This window comes from Prauserella cavernicola (assembly GCF_016595675.1).
GTDB classification, from domain to species: domain Bacteria; phylum Actinomycetota; class Actinomycetes; order Mycobacteriales; family Pseudonocardiaceae; genus Prauserella_A; species Prauserella_A cavernicola.
This window is the reverse complement of record NZ_JAENJH010000008.1, coordinates 143,940-168,822: the sequence shown is the minus strand read 5'-3', so window position 1 is coordinate 168,822 and position 24,883 is coordinate 143,940. Positions and strand designations below refer to the sequence as shown.

At 71.9% G+C, this 24,883-nt stretch carries 7 protein-coding genes; 1 reads left to right on the top strand and 6 read right to left on the bottom strand.

Translation table 11 applies throughout. The features are described from left to right. Nucleotides 1–8 precede the first annotated feature (8 nt). Complete coding sequence (locus JHE00_RS26470) at nt 9–602, bottom strand: TetR/AcrR family transcriptional regulator (RefSeq protein WP_200323068.1); 594 nt, start codon at nt 600–602, stop codon at nt 9–11. A gap of 70 nt (nt 603–672) precedes the next feature. Here JHE00_RS26470 and JHE00_RS26465 point away from each other — a divergent pair, with 70 nt between their 5' ends. Further along, nucleotides 673–1,566, top strand: coding sequence for an NADP-dependent oxidoreductase (locus JHE00_RS26465; protein ID WP_200323067.1), 894 nt, complete (start codon nt 673–675; stop codon nt 1,564–1,566). 64 nt (nt 1,567–1,630) lie between these two features. Here JHE00_RS26465 and JHE00_RS26460 read toward each other — a convergent pair whose 3' ends face one another. The 5 genes from JHE00_RS26460 to JHE00_RS26440 form a co-directional block, all read right to left on the bottom strand. Continuing rightward, nucleotides 1,631–3,124, bottom strand: coding sequence for a sulfatase family protein (locus tag JHE00_RS26460; protein WP_200323065.1), 1,494 nt, complete (start codon nt 3,122–3,124; stop codon nt 1,631–1,633). Nucleotides 3,125–3,548: 424 nt separating this feature from the next. Next, nucleotides 3,549–4,241 carry a YqeB family protein gene (locus JHE00_RS26455; RefSeq protein ID WP_443678464.1) on the bottom strand — a complete coding sequence of 231 codons (693 nt, stop codon included), beginning with the start codon at nt 4,239–4,241 and terminating at the stop codon, nt 3,549–3,551. 156 nt (nt 4,242–4,397) lie between these two features. Further along, nucleotides 4,398–5,330, bottom strand: coding sequence for an ornithine carbamoyltransferase (locus JHE00_RS26450; RefSeq protein ID WP_200323061.1), 933 nt, complete (start codon nt 5,328–5,330; stop codon nt 4,398–4,400). Then, nucleotides 5,327–12,541, bottom strand: coding sequence for a non-ribosomal peptide synthetase (locus JHE00_RS26445; RefSeq protein ID WP_200323059.1), 7,215 nt, complete (start codon nt 12,539–12,541; stop codon nt 5,327–5,329). The genes JHE00_RS26450 and JHE00_RS26445 overlap by 4 nt, the downstream gene beginning before the upstream one ends. Further along, complete coding sequence (locus JHE00_RS26440) at nt 12,538–24,879, bottom strand: non-ribosomal peptide synthetase (protein WP_200323057.1); 12,342 nt, start codon at nt 24,877–24,879, stop codon at nt 12,538–12,540. Before JHE00_RS26440 ends, JHE00_RS26445 begins: the two co-directional genes overlap by 4 nt. Nucleotides 24,880–24,883: the final 4 nt, after the last annotated feature.

Genomic DNA, 24,883 nt, shown 5'->3' with positions numbered 1-24,883 from the left:
CCGAACGCTCAGGAGTTCGCGGCGGCGCGCACGTCGGCGGCGTCCCAGGCGCCCTCGATCATCCGGAAGATCTCGTCCACCGCCGCGTCCGGATCGGCCGCCTCGCGGGCGAGCGAGTGGGCGTCGATCACGAACCGCGCGATCGTCCGGCAGGCCATCGCGGTCCGGTCCAGGTCCGGATCGGCGGCGATGGCCTCGGCCAGCGATTCCGCGTGGCGCAACCGCATCGTCTCCTCGTACTGCCGCAGCGCGGGTGAGGCGTCGATCATGCGCCAGATCGGTGCGCTGCCTTCCGCCGTGCAGTGCCGCACCAGGGCCAGGATCTCGTGGCGCAGTGCGGGGATGAGCGGTTCGCCCGGTTCCCTGGCGGAGACCGCGTGGGCGAGGCGCTGTTCGAAGTCGTGGTCCTGCTCGAACACCAGGGCCTCTTTGGAGGTGAAGTGGGCGAAGAGCGTGGTGACGGCGACGTCGGCCTCGGCGGCCACGTCCCGGATGCCCACCGCGTCGTACCCGCGTTCCAGGAAGAGCCGCAGTGCGGTGTCGGCGATCTTCTGGCGGGTCGCGGCCTTCTTGCGCTCACGACGTCCGGTCGGCACGGTCACCCGCTGACGCTAGCAGATCCAAAGGTGTAACAGTTCCAAAAAACTAACGGTTAGTGTTACTGTCGATCTCATGAAGAGCGTGCGCTTCGCCGAGTTCGGCGGTCCCGAGGTCCTGCAGCTGGTCGACGCCGAGGAGCCCCACGCGGGCCCCGGCCAGGTACGGATCGCCGTGCGGGCGGCGGGGGTGAATCCCGTCGACTGGAGGATCCGCGAGGGTCAGGTTCTGGGAGCCCATCCCATCGAGCTGCCCTCCGGTGTCGGGCTGGACGCGGCAGGCGTGGTGGACGAACTCGGCGAGGGTGTGACCGGGTTCGAGGTCGGCGACCGCGTGTTCGGCGAGGGCATCGACACCTACGCCGAGCTCGCCGTGCTGTCGGCCTGGACGCACCTGCCGGAGAGGCTGACCTTCGAGGAGGCGGCCGGGTATCCGTCGGTGGTCGAGACCGCGCTGCGCATCCTCGGCGAGGTCGGAGTTCGGCCGGGGCAGACGCTGCTGGTCAGCGGCGCGTCGGGCGGCGTCGGGTCGGCGGTGCTGCAGATCGCCCGCGACCGCGGAATCACGGTGATCGGTACGGCGGGGGCCGCGAACCAGGACTACCTGCGGGGACTGGGCGCGCTCGCCACGACGTACGGCGAAGGCTGGGTCGAGCGGGTCCGCGCGCTCGGCAGGGTCGACGCGGCGCTCGACCTGGCGGGCTCCGGCGTGATCCGCGAACTCGTCGAGCTCACCGGGGACCGGAACCGGGTGCTCACCATCGCCGATCTCGGTGCGCCCGAGCTGGGCGTCCGGTTCTCCGGCGTGGCCGGGAGCGTGCCGGACGCGCTCGCCGAGGCCGTCGACCTCATCTCACGGGGACGGCTGCACATCCCGGTGGAGAAGACGTACCCGCTCGCCGACGCCGCCGCGGCGCACGCCGACAGCCAGTCCGGCCACGCGCGCGGCCGGCGGGTGCTGGTGATCTAACAGGTCCATTGTGGACCACTCAGGTCTCGGTCTGTAGAAGTGGAGGGCGCCGGCCGGCGTCCGGTCAGGTGACGTCGCTGGGACCGTAGTACGGGACGTTGTCCCAGAACCGGTCTCGCGGGTTCGCCGCCCGAAGGTCACCGGTGTGGCGCTGCCAGGCCAGCAGCTTGCCGGCCAGGTGGGCCTTCACGGCGGCGTACTTGGGATCGTCGGCCAGATCGGCAAGACTGTGGGGATCCGTGCGCAGGTCGTAGAGCTCTTCGGCGCCACGCTTGCCGGTCGCGAGACGGAATGGTGTGACGAAACCTGGTTGCTGACGACGGTCGATCAGTTGGGTCTTGGTCGGCCCCGCGTCGATATCGCTGAAGACCCCTTGCGAAGCGGAGAGATCGGGGTCGCCCGCCGGCCACCGCTCGGGGAAGTAGTTGCGAATGTAGAGCCAATCCGCGGTGCGCACCGCACGCGCCGGGTAGGCGAGGTTGGGCTCGCGGGAGCGTGCGTGCCGCTCGCGCTCGAGAACGACGAAATCGCGTGGCGGCGCGGACTCGGTCAGCGTCGGGATCAGCGACTGCCCCGTGAAGTCCGCGGGGATCTCGATTCCGGCCGCTTCCAGGAACGTGGGTGCGAGGTCGCTGAGCACGGTCAGCCGATCGACGACGGTGCCGGGTGCGACGTGGCCAGGCCAGCGGATGGCCAGCGGCACGCGGGTGCCGGCGTCGTAGACGGTGGCTTTCGCCCGCGGCCACGGCCAGCCGTTGTCGCTGGTCACCACCACGATGGTGTTGTCGGCGAGCCCGCGGTCCTCGATCAGCGCGAGCGCGTCGTCCAGTCGGCGATCGAAGCGCTGCACCTCCGCGAGGTAGTTCACGATGTCCTCGCGGACCTCGGGGGTGTCGGGCAGATAGGGCGGAACGTCGACCGCCGCACTGTCGATGTCCGACGCCTCGCCGAGTGCCGGGTCATAGGGGCGGTGCGGATCGGCCGAACCGAGCCAGAACGCGAACGGGACGTCGGCCGGTTGTTCCTGGAGGAACTGGCCGAAGTCCGCGAAGTCCGGACCTGCCGGGTCCCGGGGGCGTTCGTCCAGGCTTCCCGGGCCGTACGCCTTTTGCGTCTTGCCGACGCGGTAACCCGTTTTCTCGAGGAGGTCGGGGTACGAGGCGAACCTCGCGGGAAGGGAGGACCAGAGGTTCGCACCCGCTTCCAGCCGATGAGGAGCCTGGCCGGTGAGGATCGCGTTCCGCGAGGGGGTGCACGACGGTGCCGCGGCGAAGGCATGGGTGAAGAGGGCTCCCTCGCCCGCGACGCGGTCGAAGACCGGGGTCAGTGCGGCCGGGTCCGCATAGGCTCCGGCGTGCGGATAGCCCCAGTCGTCCGCGACGACGATCAGGACGTTGGGGCGCGCCTTCGGCGTCGCGCGGCTCGCGGTCGGGAACAAGCCGAGGGCCAGCGTCCCGGCGGCTCCGGCTCCGAGGACCGATCGCCGGCTGAGTCCCCTGGGGGCCGAGGTCGCGCTCGGGGCGTTCGCTGCAGTGTCCGGATCCTGGGCGCTCGCCATGTGGGTCCTCCTCGCTGAGGTGGCGGGTTCATGCAGGCAGGGTCATCGGCGCAGGTCGGGCCAGGAACCATCGGCCCGGACGTCAACTGCCGGCTCCTCGTCTCCGGGTCGCAACTCGGCCAGAGCGGCCTGCGAGGTCAGCCGTGACATCGGGCCTCCTCCCGCGTGGCCGGGCGAGTGACAACGTTGACGTCTGACGATCTTTCCCTGATATCCACCAAGGGTCAACGGAGTCCGGCATGCGGAATCAGCAGACCCTCGAAAGGACCAGTGGAGCGGCGTCGCAGTGTCACGCCGTCCGCGGCGATGGTGACGGTCGTACGGTCTGGCCCGAATCGTGCATCGTCCCAGCGCCTCGCTGCGCTGACGACCAGGCGAGAGTCGTCAGCCCAGCGACCGGACCGAGTAGACCATTGTGGACCGTTCAGTTCTGCGTCAGCCGCCAGTACTGCCGCTTCTTGCGGTCCCGGACGACCACGCCGAGCCGGCCCAGTTCCTCGCGCAGATCGCGAATGTCGGCCTTGCCGGAGTCGCCCTTCGAGAGTGCTCGCTCACGGGCCTTCAGCAGCGCGTCGGCGCCGGTGGGCAGTCCCGGTGTCTCCGGAACCCAGCGGCGGTACTCGTCCTCGTGCGGATCTCCGTCCAGCCACCGGTAGCCGTGCTCGGTGAACGCGGCCGCGACCTTCGACGCGGGCAGGTCGCACTCGTCCCTGGCTCGCTCCGCGCCGTCGTGCCCCAGCACCACGAGCTCGCCGCCGTCGCGGAACACGCCGGACACGGCGTCGCCCGCGACCTCCTGTGTGCGTTCTCCGCGGGTGAGCACCACCTGCTGTTCCGAGACCGTCACCGCCGTTCCGGCTCTGGTCGCGAAGAACGCGAGCACGAGTCCGCCGACCACGCCGATGGCCACCGCGGCGCTCGTGGCGAGCGGATCAGCGATGCTGTCGAACAGTTCGAGCGGGCCCTGGAACGGTACCCACGGAAGGTTCAGCAGCCACCCCACCGCGTGCTTGAGCAGGAGCAGCAGACCGCCCCCCGCGAGCGGGAGACCAAGCCACACCAGCACCTTCACCCACGGCGGATCGGTGACGACAGTAGGGATTTCTCGCGTTGGCATCGGCCCCCCGGCTTTCGACGTGTCACGGCCATGCCGTCGCGCACGACGTTGGCAGGCACGCGCGTATCCATTCGCTGACACAGTGTAATGCGGGCCTGAGTCGTCCGCTTCGTGCGGTCCCCGCGCGATGGAGCGCAGGTGCGAGCCGGTTCGCCATCAGCTGGGCACGGCCCGCTGGCACCACTCCAGCACCGCCATCGCGCTGTGCAGTTTGTGCCGTGCCTGGTCGAACGCGATGCTCGCGGGGCCGTCCAGCACCTCCGCGGTGACCTCCTCACCGCGGTGTGCGGGCAGGTCGTGCATGAACACAGCGCCCGGATGGCGCGCCATGAGCGAGTCGTCGACCTGGAACGGTGCGAAGGTCGTCCTCCAGTCAGGATCAGCCTTGCTGGTGCCGGTGGTGTTCCAGCGGGTCGTGTAGACGACGTCCAGACCATCGGGCAGATCGGCAAGGTCGGACCGTTCGCGAACCGTGCTACCGCACCGCTTCGCCGTCAACTCGGCCTCGGCGAGCACGTCGGGGTCGAGGCCGTAACCGGGCGGGGTGCGGAACTCCAGCTCGACGTCGCGGAACCGGGGCAGTGCGCGGGCGAGCGCGGCGGCGGAGTTGTTGCCCTCGCCGACGTAGAGGACCCGCAGCCCCGTGATCCGCCCGAACCGCGCCGCCAGCGTCGTCAGATCGGCGAGCGCCTGGGTGGGGTGCTCCTCGGCGCTCATCGCGTTGACGACCGGCATCGAATGGCCCGCGAGGGCGCGGAACTCGTGCGTGGGACCCGCCGTCCGCATGACCAGGCCGTCGAGCATCCCCGCCAGAACGTGCGCGGTGTCCTCGATCGTCTCCCCGGTGTTGAGCTGCAGGTCGCCGGGACCGTAGGTGATCACCCTGGCGCCGAGCCGGAGCGCGGCGACGGTGAACGCGGTGCGCGTACGGGTCGAGGTCTTGCTGAAGTAGATCCCGATGATCCGGTCCCGCAACACGTCGCTCTGCGGGGCGGACGCCTCGCCGAAGCTCACACCGCGCCACACGATCCGTTCGAGTTCGTCGTCGGTGAGGTCGTTGAGGGAGATCAGATGGCGGATGTCGCTCATGGTGTGGTTCCCCCGTGGTCGTGTCCGATGAGTTCGGTCAGGGTGCTCGCGAGTTCGGTGACGTGGGGCTCGCGCAGTACGCCGAGGTGATCGCCTGCGATCCGGTGCACCAGCACCTCGCCCGAGGTGAGCTCCCGCCAGCGCCGCAGGTAGTCCGGATAGGACTGGCCGTGGATCGACTCGTGCTTCTCCTGTGCCAGCTCGTCACAGAGGATCAGGTGCACCGTGCCCGGATAGGTGTCGAACGAGTACGACAGCCTCGCCTCGAGCAGCGAGCGCCACGACCGCAGCCGGTACGCCCACGCCTCGCCGATGTCCTCGGGGCGGATCTCGTCGCCGCCCTCGTCCACGATGTCGAGCAGTTCCGTCACCAGCTCCGCCCGCACCGCGTCGAGTTCGGCCGCGGGACGATCCTCGTGCAGCGTCGCGAACAGCGTCTCGGCCCGCCGGAACTCCGCCAGCTTCCTCAGATGCGCTTCGTTGTCCCGTTCGGACACGTCGAGTACCGGATCCAGCAGCATCAGCTCGACCCGCTCGCCGGCCGCGCGGAGCCGGTGCGCCATCTCCCAGGCGATCCCGCTCGAGCCGCACCAGCCGAGCAGGTGGTACGGACCGGAGGGGCGGGCGGCGCGCATGGCGTCGAGATAGAGACCGGCGATGTCGCCCACGTTGCCAGCCGGGGCGAGATCGCCGTGCAGCCCCGGCCATTCGAACGCCGCCAGTGGCCGCTCCGGCGCGAGCACGTCGGCGAGCGTGCGGTACCAGTGGCCGCTGCCGCCGCCGGGGTGGACGCAGAACAGCGGCTCGCGCTCGCCGGACCGGCTCAACCACAGCAGTGGGGACCGTGCACCGCTGCTGTAGACCGTCGCCGCGATGCCGCGCACGGTCCGCTGCTCCAGGAAATCGCGGAACGTCAGGTCGATGCCGTGGTCCTCACGGAGCCGGACGATGATCCGCATCATCAGCAGCGAGTGGCCGCCGAGTGCGAAGAAGTCCTCGTCGCGGCCGACCCGGTCGAGTTCGAGCACTTCGGCCCACAGCCGCGCCAGCAGTTCCTCCTCCGGCCCCTCGGGCGCCACGTACTCGGCCGAGGCGTGGTGGGCACTGTCCGGCACGGGCAGCGCGGCCCGGTCGACCTTCCCGTTCGGCAGCGTGGGGAAGGCCTCCATCGGGACGAAGAACGATGGCACCAGATGGTCGGGCAGGGCTCGTGCCGCGAACTCGCGCAGCTCGTCCGTCGCCAGGGCGCCGTGCTCGGGAACCAGAAAGGCGCCGAGCATGGGCGAGCCGTCGGTGCCGGAGACCGGATGCACGACCGCCGCGTGGACGTCGGGGTGCTCGGCGAGCGTGTTCTCGACCTCGCCGACCTCGACGCGGAATCCTCTGATCTTCACCTGATGGTCGACCCGGCCGAGGATCTCGATGCGGCCGTCGGGGTGGCACCGCCCGAGGTCGCCGGTGGCGTAGAGGCGTCCGCCGGGCGTCGAGGTGAACGGGTCCGGCCGGAACGAGCCCGCGGTGTGGCCTGGCCGGTCCAGGTAGCCGAGTGCCAGTCCGGCACCGCCCACGTGGACCTCGCCCGGAACTCCGGCGGGAACCGGTTCGAGTGCCGGGTTCAGGACGTAGGCGGAGGTGTTGCGGGCGGGCACCCACTCGGCGCGGGATCCGTCCTCGGCGATCCTCGTGCCGAAGCAGAAGATCGTCGCCTCGTTGGGGCCGTACACGTCCCACACCTCGGCCTCGCCGGTCAGCCGGTCGAGCAGCGCGCGGGGCATCGCCTCGCCACCCGAGACCAGCCGGAACCCCGGCGGAGGCGACCAGCCCGACTCGACCAGTAGCTGCCACGTGGTGGGAGTGGCCTGCATCCAGGTCACCCCCGCCTCGCGTACCAGGTCGGCCAGCGACGACGGGTCGCGCGCGAAGTCCTCCTCTGCCAGCACCACGGTGCCTCCGCACGTGAGCGGGCCGAAGAGATCCAGCTGGGCCACGTCGGTGATGAACGGGACCACGGCGGCCACGACGTCGTCGGCGCCGAGCCCGGGGGAGGCGCCGTTCGCGAGTACCCGGTCCGTCAGCGCGCCGTGCCGCACGAGGACGCCCTTCGGCCTGCCGGTGGAGCCCGACGTGTGGATGAGGCACGCGGCCTCGTCCGGCCCGGGCGAGATCACCGCCGCCTGCGGGCGGCCGGAGGGCGGCGCCACCGTGGCAGGGACGTCGTCCGGCAGGGTCGCGGCGATCGCCGGGGTGGTGACCACGGCGCTCACGGACGCATCGCGCATCATCGCGGACAACCGGCCCTCGGGATGCCGGGGATCGAGCGGCACGTAGGCCGCGCCGACCGACAGCACTCCGAGCACGGCGGCGACCAGGTCGGTTCCGCGCGGCAGGCAGAGTGCGACCAGGTCGCCGCGCTCCACGCCGAGGTCCCGCAGCCCGGCCGCCCAGGCGGAGGACCTTTCGCCCAGCCCGGCGTAGGTCAGCTCGCCGTCCGGAGCCCGCACGGCCACCGTGTCGGGAACGCGGGTGACCTGCTCGGCGACGAGTTCGTGGACGGCGCGTGCGCAGGCCGGAACCTGTGGGCCGGTCCCGTTGACGAGCAACCGTTCCCGGTGAGCCGGGGGCAGCAGGGAACACCGCGCATCACCGTGCGGGTCGGCGGCCATCGCGGTCAGTGCCGCGCGGTAGAGCTCGCTCAGCAACTCGCCGTGGGGCCTGCCGATCGCGTCGCCCCGGGCGGTGATCACCAGCGAGCCGCCTTCGGTGGACACGGCGAGCGGGAACTCGTTCGGGCTGATCTCGCTGCTGTTCGCGGTGTCGACGGCGTCGCGGTCGAGGACGTGGAAGTCGAGGTAGTTGAAGACGACGTCCAGCAGTCTGCCGTCGCCGGGTCGCAGGCGTTGCATCTCGGCGAGCGGGTAGCGCCGGTGGGGCCAGAGCTCGACCTCCTCGGCGAACACCGCGCGGACCAGGTCGCTCCAGGTCGCGGTCCCCTCCGGCGCCAGAAAGGGAACCGTGTTCAGGAACATTCCCCTGACCTCGTCGCCGCCCCTGACCTCGGTCCGCCCGTTGCTCACGAGTCCACAGTAGAAACGCTGGTGTCCACGCAGGAATCTCCAGACCGCGACATGCGCGGCGAGCAGCACACTCTTCAGCGACGCGCCCGCGTGCCCGGCGAGCCGTCGCAGGCCGGGGCCGAGCTCGGCCAGCGGGAACGAGACCTCGTAGACGGTGGTGTCGTCCGGATCGGCCCACGCCGAGGGGATGGTCAACCGCTCGGCGTCGTCGAGCTTGCCCGCCCAGAACTCGCGATGCCGGGGGTCCTTCAGACTGCGCTGTTCCTGCGCGATGAAGTCGGCGTAGCGGACCGGCGGCGCGGCGTCCGTGGATGCGACCGAACCGGCGCGGGCATCGCGGTAGCAGGCCAGCAGCTCGGAGATGATCGAGTTGTGGCTCCAGCCGTCGAGGACCGCGTGGCACTCGGTCAACGTGAGGTACCACCGGTCCTCGGCCACCCGGTGCGCGCCGATCCGCACCAGCGGCGCGGCGGTGACGGCGAAGGCCTTCGCGTGCTCGTGCCGGCGGAACTCCGCCATGCGCTCGTCTCTGTCCTCAGCGGACAGTGCGCGGAGATCCGCGTACGTCACCATCGGGGACGCCGCCGCGTGCACGAGTTGCATCGGCTGCTCGTACGAGGCGAGGTCGAACGAGGTTCGCAGCACCTCGTGCCGGTCGACGATGGCCTGTACCGACCGGCGCAGCGCCTGCTCGTCGAACGCGCCCTTGTCACGGATCAGATAGCTGGTGACGTTGTGGTAGAGGTTCCGTCCCGGGTCGGCCAGCATCTCGTAGACCATCCCCGCCTGCCCGACCGACATCGGGTAGGCGTCTGCAAGGCCGGGAGGCAATCGCTTGCGGTCCGCCGCGCCGACGAGCGCGAACGGTGCGGTGCCGGCCTCCTCACCGCTCTCGTCCCCGCCTCCGCCGTGGCGCGCCAGGTCGGCGACGGTCTGGTGGCGGAAGAGGTCCTGCACCGACAGTTGCTGGCCGGCATCCCTGAGCAGCCCGATGAGCCGGACCGCGCGGATCGAGTCCCCGCCGAGCGCGAAGAAGTTGTCGTGTACGCCGATCCGGTCCACCTGAAGGGCCGTCGACCACGCCTCCGCCACCATGCGCTCCCTCGGCGTGCGGGGTGCGACGTGGGCCTGTTCGAGGTCGGGGCTGACCTCGTCCGGGTCGGGCAGCGCGCGCCGGTCGACCTTTCCGTTGACGGTGAGCGGGAGCGCGGTCAGCAACACGAACAGCGACGGCACCATGTATCCGGGGAGCCGGTCGTTGGCGTAACCACGAAGCTGGGACTGTGTCAGCGTCGCTCCGTCCTTGGGCAGCACGTAGGTCACCAGCCTGCGCTCGCCCGCCGGGGGCTGGTGCGCGACGACCACCGCGGTCTCGACGTCGGCGTGCGCCGACAGGACCGACTCCACCTCGCCGAGCTCGATCCGGAAGCCGCGGATCTTCACCTGGTCGTCGAAGCGGCCGAGGAAGCCGATGTCGCCGTTCGCGAGGAAGCGCGCCTTGTCACCGGAGCGGTACAGCCGGGCGCCGGGCTCGCCGTACGGGTCGGGCACGTACCTCGACGCCGTCAACCCGGGCCGCCCCAGATAGCCCCGCGTGACACCCGGACCGCCGACGTAGATCTCACCCGCGACGCCGACCGGGACGGGGCGCATCCGGGCATCCAGGATGTACAACGTCAGGTCCCGCACGGGATGCCCGATGGGGCTGCGGTCTCCGTCCAGGTCGGCGGGCACGACCGGGCGGTAGGTGGTGTGCACCGTCGTCTCGGTGATCCCGTACTTGTTGACGATCGCGGCCGCGGAGTCGCCGAACCGCTTCCACCACGGCGCCAGCGCGGTCACGTCGAGCGGTTCGCCCGCCAGGATGACCAGCCGGAGCCCGAGCCGGTCGACCACCGGGTCGCCGCGGTCGGCGAGCTCGACGAGCCCGTGGAAGGCCGACGGCGTCTGGTTGAGGACCGTGACCTCCTCGTCGGCGAGCAGTTCGGCCAGCTCCCACGGGGACCGGGCGACCGAGGAGGACACGACGACCAGGCCACCGCCGTAGAGGAACGCGCCCCAGATCTCCCACACGGAGACGTCGAAGGCGTACGAGTGAAACAGCGCCCACCGGTCGTCGGGGCCGAACCGGTACTCCTGCTCCGTGCTGGTGAGCAGACGAACGACGTTCGCGTGGGTCACCTGGACGCCCTTGGGCTGTCCCGTCGAACCGGACGTGTAGATCACGTACGCGAGGTCGGCGGGACGGGACCTGGTCTCGGGCGCCTCGACGGGCATCGCCGCGAGCCGTTCCCGCTCGGCGGGATCGTCCAGCACCACATGCTCGACACCGTCGCGCGAGGGCAGGTGTCCCGTCAGCGCGTTCTCGGTGACCACGACCCGCGCGTCCGCGTCGTCGAGGACGTACTCGATCCGCTCCGCCGGGTGGCCCGGGTCGAGGGGCAGGTACGCGCAGCCCGCCTTCAACGCGGCCAGCAGGGCGACGACCGTGTTCGCCGACCGGTGCAGGCAGATCCCGACCAGGTCCTCCCGGCCGAGCCCGAGCGCACGCAGCCGGTGTGCCAGCTGGTTCGCGCGCGCGTCCAGCTCGGCGTAGCTCAGGCTCGTGTCACCGGCGCGAAGCGCGAGCGCGCCGGGCCGTTCGCGGGCCTGTGCGGCGAAGCGCTCGTGCAGGCACGGTCCTTCGGCGGCGGTGCCGACCGGACCTCGCACGAGGTCGTCGTACTCCCGCCTGCTGAGCAGAGGCAGGTCGCTGATCCGCGTGCCAGGGGCGGCCACCACGGCGTCGAGGGCCCGCACGTAGTGCCGGGCGAGCCGTTCGATCGTGGCTCGGTCGAACAGCGCGTGCGGGAAGGTCGCCTCACCGGCGACGGAACCGTCGGGCCTCTCCTCCAACGTCCAGGTGAGGTCGAACTTGGCTCCCTGGGAGATCACCGGCAGCTCCGTGCCGGTCAGCCCGTTCGCCTCGAATCCCGCCACTTCGGTGTTCTGCAGGACGAGATTGACCTGGAACAGTGGATGCGTGGAGAGGTCCCGGTCGGCGGCGAGCGCGTCGACGAGCCGTTCGAACGGGACGTCCTGGTGGGCGTACGCGTCGATCGCGGTGCCGCGCGCACGGTCGAGCAGCTCCGCGAAGGACGGGTCGTCGCCGAGATCGGCCCGCAGCACCAGCATGTTGATGAAGACGCCGATGAGGTTCTCGGTCTCGGTGCGGGTGCGTCCCGCGACGGGCGTGCCCACGGCGAAGTCGGTCTGTCCCGAGTAGCGCGACAGCACGGCCCAGAGCGCGGCGAGGTGGGCCATGAACGGCGTCGCGCGGTGCGTCCTGCCCAGTGCCGCGATTCCCTCGGCCGTCGCGGCCGGGATCTCGAAGGTCACGGTGTCGCCGAGCGAGTTCCAGGTGGCGGGGCGTGGCCGGTCGGTCCGCAGCTCGAGCGGAGGCAGGCCGTCCAGCTGCTCGATCCAGTACCCGGTTCCGCTCTCCAGTTTCGCCCCGGAGACGTGCTCGCGTTGCCACGCGGCGAAATCGGCGTACTGGATGGGAGGTTCGGCGCCTGAGCCCGGCGTGGTGTAGCTCTCGGCGAGCTCCCGCACCAGCAGACCGGTGGACCAGCCGTCCACGGCGATGTGGTGCAGCACGACGCTCAGCACGTGGTCCTGGTCGCCCAATCGCAGCACTCTCGCCCTCAGCACCGGGCCCGCCTGCAGATCGAACGGCCGGCGGCCCTCCTCGGCGAGCACCGCCTCGAGCTCGGACTCGCGTCCGCGGAGGTCGACGAACTCGACCGGGACCGGCGCGGGTGGGTCGATCACCTGCACCGGATTGCCGTCGCCGTCGGTCTCGTAGCGCGTGCGCAGGATCTCGTGCCGGGCCACGACCTCGCCGAGCGCGCGAGCGAGGTCGTCCCGCCGCAGCTGCCCGGTCAGCCTGAGCACGACCGGCACGAGGTAGTCGGTACCGCCCGGCCGGAGCCGGTCGAGCAACCACAGTCGTTGCTGCGAGAAGGACAGCGGCAGCGGCTCATCGCGGGACACGGGAGCGATGCCGTCGCCGCGTTCGGTCCGCGCTGACCGCTGCCGCAGTCGCTCACCCAGCAGTCTGGCTCCGGCACCCTTCGATTCGGGCGTAGCGTTCATCGATCATTCACCTGCATCGGTCGGTGCTGGTTGGAGTTCGTTTCGTGTTCCGCTTCTGTCTCCGCGAGGCGCTCCAACGCCTCTGCCTGTGCCGCGACGCTGGTGGCCTCGAACAGCACGCGAAGCGGCACGTCGATGGCGAAGAGATCTTCGAGCCGGGTCATCACCCTGGTGGCGAGCAGCGAGTGCCCGCCGATCTCGAAGAAGTCGTCGTGCACGCTCACCCGTGGCACGGCGAGGACGTCCGCCCAGATGTCGGCGATCGCGGCCTCGATCTCGCCGCGCGGTTCCACGTGCTCCCGATCGAGGGCTGCCTGCCGGAGATCGGGTGCGGGCAGTGCCTTCCGGTCGATCTTCTTGCTGGCGGTCAACGGCAGCGTGTCGAGCGTGACCCACAGCGCGGGAACCATGTAGTCGGGCAATCGCCCGCGCAGGAAGGCCCGCAGCTCGCTGGGGGAGCAGGTGCGGCCGTCCGCGGGCACGACGTAGCCGACCAGCGCGCGTTCCCCGCCCGGCTCGCCGTGGGTGGCGACGGCGACGGCCTGTACGCCCGGGTGCTGGGCCAGAGCGGCCTCGACCTCACCGAGTTCGATGCGGAAACCGCGGACCTTCACCTGGGTGTCGATGCGGCCGAGGAACTCGAGATCGCCGCCGGACCGGTACCGGACGAGATCACCGGTGCGGTACAGCCGTTGCCCCGGCCGCTCGCCGAGCGGGTCGGGCACGAAGCGGTCGGCGGTCAACCCGGCCCTGCCCAGATAACCCCGGCTGAGCCGGTGCCCGCCGAGGTAGAGCTCGCCGGGCACCCCGACCGGCACCGGGTTCATCGCCTCGTCCAGCACGTAGGCCCTGGTACCCGGCACGGGGCGGCCGATGGGCAGGGGACCGTCCGGGGCACCCTCGGCGGCCGCCTCGCGCGTCACCGGGTGGACGACCGAGGTGATCGTCGCCTCGGTGGGGCCGTACGTGCAGAGGAACCGCCCCGGCAACGCGGTGTCCAGCCAGCGCCGCGCGTCGTCGTGGGTGACCACGTCGCTGCCGACGTTCATCAGCCGCAACCCGGCCAGGCGGGCGTCCGCCTCGCCGACACCCGCCATCATCTCCCGGTAGTAGGCAGGGGTGATCTCCATGTGCGTCACCCGGTTCTCGGCCAGCCGGTCCGGCAGCTCCGCGGGGGTCCAGAACACGGACTCGCCGATGACCACGGTGGCACCGGCCAGCAACGTCGCCGCGATCTGGTCCATGGCGACGTCGAAGGTCAGTGCCGCGAGCAGCAGGACCCGGTCGCCCGCGCGGATGTCGTAGGTGTCGGCGATGACCCGGCAGTGCTGGGTGTAGGCCCGGTGCGGCACCATCACCGCCTTCGGCCTGCCGGACGAACCCGAGGTGTAGATCAGGTACGCGAGCTGGTCCGGGTGGACCGGCGCGGGTGCGTCGTCCGCGATCGGATCCCGGCCACCGCCTGCCACGGACAGGACCGGGTGTTCGACGCCCGCCAGTGCGGGTGTGGCCGGTTCGGCGATGACGGCCGCGGGAGCCAGTTCGTCGAGCATGAACGCGATCCGCTCGGGCGGATGTGCCGGATCCAACGGCACGTAGGCACTTCCGGACTTGAGGACGGCCAGCAGCGCGATCACCGCGGCGCTCGATCGCTCGAGCAGCACGGCCACCGGCCGCTCCGCGCCCGCGCCGACGGCCCGCAGCCGGGTGGCGAGCTCATCGGCCCGTGCGGACAGCTCGGTGTAGGTCAGCGGGCCGCCGGGACCGTCCACCGCGACGGCCGACGGGCAGTGATCCACCTGAGCGTCGAACGCGTCGTGCAGGCACTCCGGCCCGGTCTCGGACCCCGGCTCGTTCCAGTCGTGCACGAGCAATCGCCGCTCGGCGGCGGTCAGCAGAGTCAGCTGGCCGATGGGAGCGTCCGGGCTGCGCGCGGCACTGCGCGCCAGCTCGGCGAAATGACCGGTAAGGCGCTCCATTGTGGATTCGTCGAACAGCGCGGTCGCGTACTCCACATCGGCGCTGTAGCCGCCGTCGGGCTCGGCGGTGAGCGCCATCGTCAGGTCGAACTTCGCCGTCGTCGTCGCGGTCGTCACCCTCCGCACGTCGAGATCGCGCAGGCGCGGAGTGTCCTCGGGCGCCTCGCGGACCTCGAACATGACGTCGAACAGCGGGGTGCGGGCGAGATCCCGCTGTGGTGCGAGCTCCTCCACCAGCAGGTCGAAGGGAAGCTCGTCGTGGCCGAAAGCGTCCAGGGCGGCGTCGCGGACCCGGTCCACCAGCTCGTCGAAGCTCGGATTGTCGCCCAGGTCGGCGCGCACCACGACCGTGTTGACGAAGAAGCCGACCACGTTCTCCAGCTCGGATCGTCCGCGCCCCGCGACGGGAGTGCCGACCGGCACGTCCACCGCGCCGGTGTTGCGGTGGAGGAGACAGGCGAACACGGCGAGGAAGGTCATGAACGGTGTGGCGCCGCGGCGGCGGCCGAGCGCCACGAGTGTCCGGCACACCTCGGCGGGCAGCCGGAACCGCACGACCGCACCCTCGCCGTCGGCCGAGGGCATCCGCAGCCGGTCCGTCGGGAGGTCGAGGCGGGGCAGCCCGGACAACCGTCGGCGCCAGTGCTCGAGCTGGTCGTCCAGCAGCTCGCCGTCGATGCGGTTCCGTTGCCAGCTCGCGTAGTCGGCGTACTGCAGCGGTGCCGGCACGAGCGTGGGCGCCCTGCCGTCCAGCCTCGCCGAGTACAGCTCCGACAGCTCGCGCGCCAGGATCTCCTCAGACCAGCCGTCGGACGCGATGTGGTGCAGCACGAGGGCGAACACGTGCTCGTCGGTGCCGGTCCGGAGCAGGATCGGGGTCACGGGCGGTCGTTCGGCGAGGGCGAAGGGCGTGCGTGACAGGGCGCCGAGCCGGCCCTCGGCGCTCTCCTCGGGCCCGAGCTCGACCGGGGTGAGGTTCACGGGCGCGGCAGGCTCGACCAGCTGGAAGGGATCTCCGTGTTTGCCCTTGGGATAGCGGGTTCGCAGTGTCTCGTGCCGGGCCAGCAGGTCGGACACCGCCGAGGACAGCGCCGCGACGTCGAGCCTGCCTGCCAGCCGCAGTGCCCACGTCACGTGGTACTCGGTGCCACCCGGATTCAGCTGGTCGAGGAACCACAGACGCTGCTGGGCGAACGAGAGGGGCGGCTCGTCGACCCGTAGTTCGGCGGCCAGCGGCGGGGTATCCGCCTCGAGCGAGTCCCGGTACCTCGTCAGTCGCGCGGCGAGCCCGGCGACCGTGCGGTCCTCGAACACCGCCCGCACCGGCAGTTCCACGCCGCTCGCGGCGCGCAACCTGCTGGTGACCCGTCCGGCGAGCAGGGAATGGCCGCCCAGGGTGAAGAAGTCCTCCGTGATCCCCACGGCGTTGAGGTCGAGTACCTCGCGCCAGACGCTCGCGACCAGCTTCTCCTCGGTCGTGGTCGGCGGAACCAGCCGGTGTCCGAGCCGCGACTCGTCCGGCGAGGGCAACGCGGCCCGGTCGGTCTTGCCCGACGACGTGAGCGGCAGCCGGTCGAGCAGGACGAAGATCGAGGGCACGTACGGTGCCGGGAGCGTCGCCAGCAGATGGTCGCGCAGGTCGGAATCCGGCAGCGACGCGGTTCGCGGCAGCACGTAGGCGACGAGCTGGAGCCTGCCCTCGGGCCCCGGCCTGGGGACGACGGCGGCCGCCGCGACCCCGGGGTGCTCCGAGAGCACGGTCTCGATCTCGCGGGGCTCGATCCGGATCCCGCGGATCTTCACCTGGTCGTCGTCGCGCCCGAGGAAGTGCAGGACTCCGTCGGCATCGCGGCGGACGATGTCGCCGGTGCGATACATCCGGGAGCCGGGCGGGCCGTACGGGTCGGGGACGAACGCCTCCGCCGTCCTCCTTGGCCGCCCGAGGTAGCCCCTGGCGAGGCCGTCGCCCGCCGCGAACAGCTCGCCCGCGACGCCGGTGGGCGCGAGCCCGCCGTCGGGGTCAAGCACGTGGATCCGGGTGTTGTCCAGCGGCCTGCCGATCGGCACCGAGCCGCTGTCGGACCCGGGACCACCCTCGGCGTGCGGCCACGCGGTGACGTCGATCGAGCACTCGGTGGGGCCGTAGGTGTTGACAAGCTGTGCGGGCAGCCGGTCCGCGAGCTCGGTCGTGAGCGGCTCGCCCGCGGAGAACAGCAGCCTCAGCGACGAGCGGTCACCGAGTCCGGGCTCGTCGGCCAGCGGACGCCACAGCGAGGGCACCGCCTGGAGGATCGTCACCTCGTGCTCGGCCACGGTGCGGACCATCGCGGCGGGATCGTGTTCCACGCCCGAGGGCGCCAGCACCACCGTGCCACCGGACACGAGCGGCGCCAGCACCTCCCACATGGCCGCGTCGAACGTGATCACGGTCTTCTGCAGCATGCGATCGGCGGGCGAGATGCCGAACGTCTCCACCGCCCACAGGACCCGGTTGCGGATGCCGCGGTGCGCTACACCGACCCCCTTGGGCCTGCCGGTCGAACCCGAGGTGTAGACCACGTAGGCCAGCGAGTCCGGATCGGCGCGAACAGGCTCGGGTCCGGATTCGGCCGCACCGACCGAGTCCGGCGTCAGCACCGCCGTGCCGGGCGGGGTCGTGTCCGGATCGGCGATCACCAGCCGCGCACCGGAGTCCTCCAGCATCCACCGGTGTCGCTCCGCCGGATGCGCGGGATCCAGGGGCAGCACGGCGGCGCCGGCCCGCTGCACGCCGAGGATCGCGACGACCAGGTCGGGCCTGCGGGGCAGGCACACCCCGACGACGTCGTCGCGGCCGATCCCGGTCGCTCGCAGCGTGCGGGCGAGCGCGTCGGCGCGGGTGAGCAGGTCGCCGTAGGTGAGGTGGCCGAGTTCGTCTCGAACGGCCACCGCGTCCGGGGTGTGCCGGGCTCGCTGCGCGATGAGCTCGGGCAGCTGGTGCTCGCCCCGGGACCGCACCGGGCCCGTGCCCGTCCTCAGCAGTGCTGCCGCCTCCGTGTCGTCGAGCAGGGCGAGCCTGCTCACCGGGGTGCCAGGGGAGGCGGCGGCGTGGTCGAGCAGGTGCAGGAAATGTGTGACGAGCCGGTCGATCGTGGCGCTGTCGAACAGGGCGGTCGCGTACTCGACCACTCCGTCGAGGCCCCCGTCGGGCGCGCGGGTGAGTTCCACCGTGACGTCGAACTTGGAGGTCCGCGACGGCACGGGCTCCGGCGTCACCTCGAGGCCGGGCAGGTGGAATCGGTCCTCGCCCTCGTCGCGGTAGGCGAACAGGAGCTGGAACAACGGGTTGCGCGACAGGTCGCGCTCCGGAGCCAGGTCCTCCACGAGCAACTCGAACGGCAGGTCGTCGTGGGCCATGACGTCGACGGTGCGCGCCCGGACCCGGTCCAGCAGGTCCCCGAAGGCCGGATCGCCGGAGAGGTCCGCGCGCTGGACGACCGTGTTGACGAAGAGGCCCACGAGGTCTTCGCTCTCCGGTGCCGCGCGTCCGGCCACCGGTGTGCCGACGGCGACGTCCGTTCGGCCGGTGTAGCGCGACACCACGGCGAAGAACGCGGCCAGCAGCGTGGTGAACGTGGTGGCGCGGTGCCGATGGCCGAGTTCGTCCAGCGCGCGCGCCGTGTCGGGGGCGACCCGGAACCGGCGTAGCGCTCCGCGCGGGTCGTGCACCCTGGGGCGGGGCCGGTCGGTCGGCAGCTCGGTCGGTTCGAGGTCCGCGAGCTGCTCGCGCCAGAACGTGAGCCGCTCGGCCAGGTGCTCGCCGGACATCCGCTCCCGTTGCCACGCCGAGTGGTCGACGTAGCCCACCGGCAGCGCGGGCAGCTCCGCGCCCCGGTACGCGGCGTCCAGCTCGGCCGCGAGCAGGCCGGTGGACCAGCCGTCGGTGGCGATGTGATGGATGGTCAGCACCAGCACGTGCTCGTCGGGACCGGCACGGACGAGCCGGGCCCTCAGCATCGGGCCGGTGGCCAGGTCGATCGGTCCGGCCGCCTCGTCGGCGAGCACCTGGCGGGGGTCGTCGTGTTCGACCCGCAGGGGCACCGGTGCCGGCGGGTCGATCACCAGCTCCGGTTGCCCGTCGGGACCGGAGAGGTAGCGGCTGCGCAGGATCTCGTGCCGGGCCACCACCGCGCTGAGCGCACCGGCCAGCGCGTCGACGTCGAGCTCTCCCCGCAGTCGCAGCGCGGTCGGCACGAGGTAGTCGGAGCGTCCCGCGACGAGCTGGTCCAGGAACCAGAGGCGCTGCTGGGCGAAGGACAGCGGCAGCGCCGTCGTGCGCGGGATCGGGGAGATGCGCGCGACGGCCGCGGTGCCGGTCCGCGCGTCGAGCGTCGCGGCCAGCCTGGTGACCGTCTGTCCCGTGAACACGTCGCGCACCGAGACCGGAAGCCCGAGCCGTTCCTTGAGCCGTGCGGCGACCCGGGTCGCCGCAAGCGACTGACCGCCGAGGTCGAAGAAGTTGTCGTGCACCCCGACGCGCTCGACGCCGAGCACCGCGGACCACACGTCGGCGATCGCCTGTTCCGTCGGCGTCTCCGGTTCGGCGAAGGGCTGATCGCTCGCCGCCGGTGCCAGTGTGGGAAGTGCGGCGTGGTCCAGCTTTCCGTTGCGCAGCAGGGGAAGCTCGGCGACCGTCGACCACAGCGTCGGTACCAGGTGCTCCGGCAACCGGGCGGCGAGGAACGCGCGCAGGTCCGCGAGGTCCACGCCGTCGCCGTCCGGCGCGACGTGCGCGCCGAGAACCCGGTCGCCCTGAGCGGACTCCGCGGCGACCACCGCGGCGGCCCGCACGCCGGGATGAGTGCTCAGCACGGACTGGACCTCACCGGGCTCCACGCGGAACCCGCGGATCTTGACCTGCTGGTCCCGCCTGCCGTGGAACTCCAGCCTCCCGTCGCCGCGCAGGCGCACCAGGTCGCCCGTGCGGTAGAGCCTGCCGCCGCGCTCGGCGGAGAACGGGTCCGGCACGAAGGCCTCCGCGGTCCTGGCCGGCTGTCCGAGGTAGCCGCGGGCGACCCCGCGCCCGCCGACGTACAACTCGCCGACCGCGCCCCAGACGACCGGGCGCATCGTGTCGTCGAGGACGTGGCACGTCACGCCCGGCAGCGGCTTGCCGATCGGGACCGCTCCCGGCCCGACGTCGCCCGCCCGCGCGATCTCGGCGCAGCAGGCGATGGTGACTTCGGAGGGTCCGTAGCTGTTGACGACGACCGTGTCCGGCGCGTGCCTGTGCCACGCCGCGAGCTGTTCTCCCCGCAGTTGCTCACCGGCGACGACGAGGCAGCGGGAAACCCCTGCCTGGTCTACATCGGACAGTGTTGTGCCCAGCAGGTCGAGGTGGGTGGGGGTCAGCTTCACGAGCCCGAACGGCTGCGGACCCGCCGCGACCAGGCCGTCGACCCCGGCCTGCTCGGACTCCACCAGCGCGATCGTGGCGCCGGCGCCGAGCGGCGGGAACACCGAGGTCAGTACGAGGTCGAACGCGATCGAGGTGTGCAGTGGCACGGTGCCCCCGGGCGAGAGCTCCCGGCACGCCCAGTCCAGGTAGTTCGCCAGCCCGCCGTGCGTGACCAGGACACCCTTGGGGCGCCCTGTGGATCCGGAGGTGTAGACCACGTAGGCGAGGTCGTCTTGCCCCGGTCGCACCGAGGGCGGCGTGGCCGGGTGGCGGGCGATGGCCGTTCGCTCCACGGAATCGTCGAGCGGCACCAGCCGGGCGGGAACCCGTGGTGCGAGGTCGGTGTGGGTCACCAGCAGAGCCGCGCCCGAGTCGCGAAGGGCCGAGGTCGTGCGCTCGGCCGGATGCTGCGGATCCAGCGGGACGTAGGCGGCCCCGGACCTGAGCACCGCCAGCAGCGCCACCACGAGGTCGGTGGTGCGGGGCAGCAGGACTCCGACGTACTCGCCCGTGGCCGCGCCGAGTTCCCGCAGCCTGCGAGCCAGCCGGTTGGCCTCCCGGTCCAGTTCGGAGTAGGTGAGCGTCCGGTCGGCTCCGGTCACCGCGACGGCGCCGGGGCGCTCGGCCGCGCGGGCGGCGATCAGGTCCTGGACGAGGAGGGCATCCGCTGGCGCGCCCGGGCCGGTGGCGACCCGACGCAGCGCCGTGAGCTCCGATGTGGACAGCAGCGGCAGGTCGTCGACCGGGCGGTCACACTGGTCCACGACCAGGCCGAGCATGCGGACGTAGCGTTCGGCGAGATGTCCGACCGTCTCGGCGTCGAACAGCGCTGTGGCGTAGTCGATGCGGCCGTCGAGCCCGCCGTCGGCGCGCTCGCTCAGGTGCCAGCTCAGGTCCAGCTTCGCTCCACCGATACCCGGCATGGCGACGGCATCCGCGCGCCGCGCGCCGTGCAGGGTGAACATGATCTGGAACAGCGGGTTGCGGGCGGGATCGCGCTGTGGCGCGAGGTCCTCGACGAGGAGCTCGAAGGGGAGCTCGTCGTGGGCGTAGGCCCGCACCGCGTCGTCGCGTACCGCGCTCAGCAACTCGGCGAAACTCGGACTGCCGGAGAGGTTCGCCCGCAGCACGATGGTGTTGACGAAGCAGCCGATCAGGTTCTCGGCTCCGGGATGGTCGCGGCCCGCCACCGGCACGCCCACCGCGAGGTCGGTCTGCCCGGTCGCCGTGCCCAGCAGGCCGAACAACACCGCGAGGTGCGCCATGAACGGGGTCGTCCCGGATCGGCCGCCGAGGTCGGCGAGCCCGGCGGCGAGTGCGGGCGGGACGGTGAACCCGACACTGCCACCGTCGTCGTCCCACACGTCCGGCCGGGGCCGGTCGGTGGGCACCTCCGCGGGCCGCACCCCGGTCAGCTGGGCTCGCCAGAACCGGAGGTGGTCCTCGCGCGCGTGTTCGGTGAGCCTGTCGCGTTGCCACACGACGTAGTCGCCGTACTGCACCGGCAGCGGCGGTAGCGGGCGGCCGCGGTAGGCCGCCTCCAGTTCGTCGGCGAGGATCTCCTGCGAGCGGTCGTCGGTGGCGATGTGGTGCACCACGAACAGCACCGCGTGCTCGTCGTCCGAGGAGGAGACCACCCTGATCCGCACCGGCGGTGCCGCGCTCAGGTCGAAGGGCGTCGCCAGCATGCCGGACAGCGCCTCAGCGGGATCGCCGCGCTCCGCCGCCACCGGGGTCCTGGCGGGTGGGTCGACCACCTGCACCGGATCTCCGTCGGCGCCGGACGGGTAGCGCGTGCGCAGGATCTCGTGCCGCTCCAGTAGCAACGACAGCGCCTCGTCGAGCCGGGCCTTGTCCAGCGGTCCGGTCAGCCGGACCGAGAACGGTTCCGAGTACTGCCTGCTGTCCGGATCCAGCTGCGCCAGGAACCACAACCGGCGCTGGGCGAACGACAGTGGGAGGGGCTCGGTGCGCGGTACGGGGACCAGCGGGGGAGCCGCGCTCGTGGCTTCCGCCAGCCGGGCCGCGAGCCGGGCCACGGTCCGTGCCTCGAACAACGTCGACAACGGGGCGTCGACTCCGAGCTCGGCGCGCAGCGCGTTCATCGCGCGGATGGCGAGCAGGGAATGACCACCCAGCGCGAAGAAATCGTCGTGCGGGCCGAGCGCGGGGTTCCCGAGTAGCTCGGCGAGCACAGTCGACACGACGCGTTCGGTCGGCGTGCGCGGCTCGTCCGGCTCAGCGGGCCACGGGCCCGGTTCCGCCGAGGGCGCGGGCAGCGCCGCGCGGTCCACCTTTCCGTTCGGCGTCGTCGGGAACTCATCGAGGAGGACGAACCGGGCTGGGACCATGTAGGGCGGCAGTCGCAGGGAGCAGTGGGCGCGCACCAGCTCAGGGCTCGGCGGCTCCCGGCCCCCGGCCGCGCGCAGGTACCCGACCAGGGTCGCCTCACCGTTGTCGTCGGTCAGCAGATGCACGACCGCGGCCCGGACCAGTGGATGCTCGGCCAGCACGCTCTCGATCTCACCCGGCTCGACCCGGAAGCCGCGGATCTTGACCTGGTGGTCCGTGCGCCCGAGGATCTCGATCCGGCCGTCCGGATGCCTGCGGGCCACGTCGCCGGTGCGGTAGAGCCGGCCGCCGGGACCGTCGCCGTAGGGGTCGGGCACGAACCGTTCCGCCGTCAGAGCGGACCGGCCGAGGTAGCCGAGCGCGACACCGGCACCGCCGATGTAGAGCTCGCCGGTGCCGCCGAGGGGAACGGGTTCCATGCGATCGTCGAGCACGTACAGGGTCGTGTTCGCCACCGGGGCGAAGTCCCGGACCACACCGTCGGACAGTGCGGCGACCGAGGACCAGATCGTCGTCTCCGTCGGCCCGTAGAGGTCCCACAGGCGCACACCGCTCTCGCACAGGCGGGCCGCCAGTTCGGGTGGCAGCTTCTCACCGCCGCACAACGCGACGAACCCGGCGGGCGGCCGCCAGCCCGACTCGAGCAGCAGTCGCCAGGTGACGGGTGTGGCCTGCATGATCCTGGCGTCCACCCGCGTGAGCAGCCCGGCCAGCCGCTCCGGGTCGCGGGCCTGCGTGCGGTCGGCGACCACCACGCGTCCACCCCGCAGCAGCGGCAGATACAGCTCCAGCGCCGCGATGTCGAAGGACACCGTGGTGATCGCGGGGAAGGTGACACCGTCGGGCACGCCGGGACGCTCGCTCATCGACGTCAGGAAGTTCGCCAGCGCGCCGTGCCCCACCTGCACGCCCTTGGGCCGCCCCGTGGAGCCGGAGGTGTAGATGACGTACGCCGGGTCGTCCGCCGTCACAGTGGGGCTCGCCATCGTCCCGGAGGCGGGCGCGATCTCGTCGAGCTCGACGATCTCTCCGGACACAGCGGGCAGGTCCCGTCGCACGTCGCCGGTCGTGAGCAGCACGCGCACGCCCGCGTCGTCCAGGATGTGGCTGAGCCGCTGTCCGGGATGGTCGGGGTCGAGCGGAACGTAGGCCGCGCCGGTCCGCAGCACCCCGAGCAACGTGCAGAGCAGTCCCGCGCTCCTCGGCACCGCCACGCCGACCAGGTCGCCCACGCCGACGCCGAGGCCGCACAGGTGCTCGGTCACCGCGTCCGCCCGCGCCATCAGCTCCGAGTACGTGAGGGTCGCGTCGGTGCCGTCGACCGCGACGGCGTCCGGACTGCGGCGGGCCTGCTCGGCGACGAGCTCGTGTGTGGTCGTGGTGGGGACGGCGCGCCGTGGGGGCGCGGGCAGCGTCGCCGCGCGTTCCGCCTCCGGCATGAGCTCGAGCCTGCCGATCGGGCTGTCCCCGCCGTCGGCGACGCTGGCGCACAGCCGCGCCGCCCTGGCGGCCAGCCGCTCGGCGGCGCCGCGGCTCAGCAGCGAATGCGGGTACTCCAGCTCCCCGCTCCAGCCGCCCTCCGGCGTCCTCGTGAACCGCAGCACCAGGTCGTACCGGGTCGTCGTCACCCGGCAGGGCAGTGCTTCGACGGCGAGGTTCCCGAAGGTCTGCGGCACCGTGTCCACGACGTCGACGAGCACGCCGAAGACCGGGTTGCGGGACATGTCACTGGCGGCGGCCTCGTCGGCCAGCACGAGCTCGACGTCGACGTCACCCGCGTCGGCCAGCAGCGAACGGGTGCGGGAGAGCGCGTCGCCGAGGGGCAGGTCGCCGGGCAGGTCGAGGGGAACCGGTACCGTCCGCCCGCGCCTCGCGAGGGCGAGTACCCCGGACCACCGTCCACTGTGGCGTGCCAGCAGGGTGTGGGCCAGCACGGCGAACTCGGCGTCGTCGGGACCGGCGAACGACGCCGGAACCGCGAACCCGACGGTAGCGCCCTGCGCCCGCCAGATGGCGGGGCGGGGACGGTCCGCGGGAATGTCGTGTGCCTGCAGTGCGTCCAGTGACTCCCGCCACCGCCGCGCGGGCGGACCCGCGGGCCCGTGCTCGGCGGCGGGCCGGGGCACGCGTCCCGCGTACAGCTCACCGAGCTCGGTGACCAGCCCGGGCAGGACCCCGGGTCCGGCCACCGACTGATGTGCCCTGACGACGAGCAGCCGGTCACCGGTGCTCTCGGTGGCGAGGGCGGCGGCGAACGGCCGCTCGTCGTCGGGCAGCGTGTTCCACGGGCTCCGGCCCTCGAGCGACGATCGCGTCAGCACCGGCCGGTCGGGGGCCTCAACGACCACCGGTTCGCCGTCCCGGTCGACGCAGTGCGACCCGAGTTCGGGGTGCCGTTCCAGCAGCGCCGAGAAGGCGTGGTCGAGCGCGACCTCGTCCAGCTCACCGCGCAGCCGCACGGCGTAGGTGGTGGTGTACCGGCCCGCGTCCGCGTCCAACTGCTCGAGGAACCACAGGCGTCGGTGGAGCGCGCTCGGCTCCCCTCCGGTGGACAGGGACGACCAGCTCATGGGC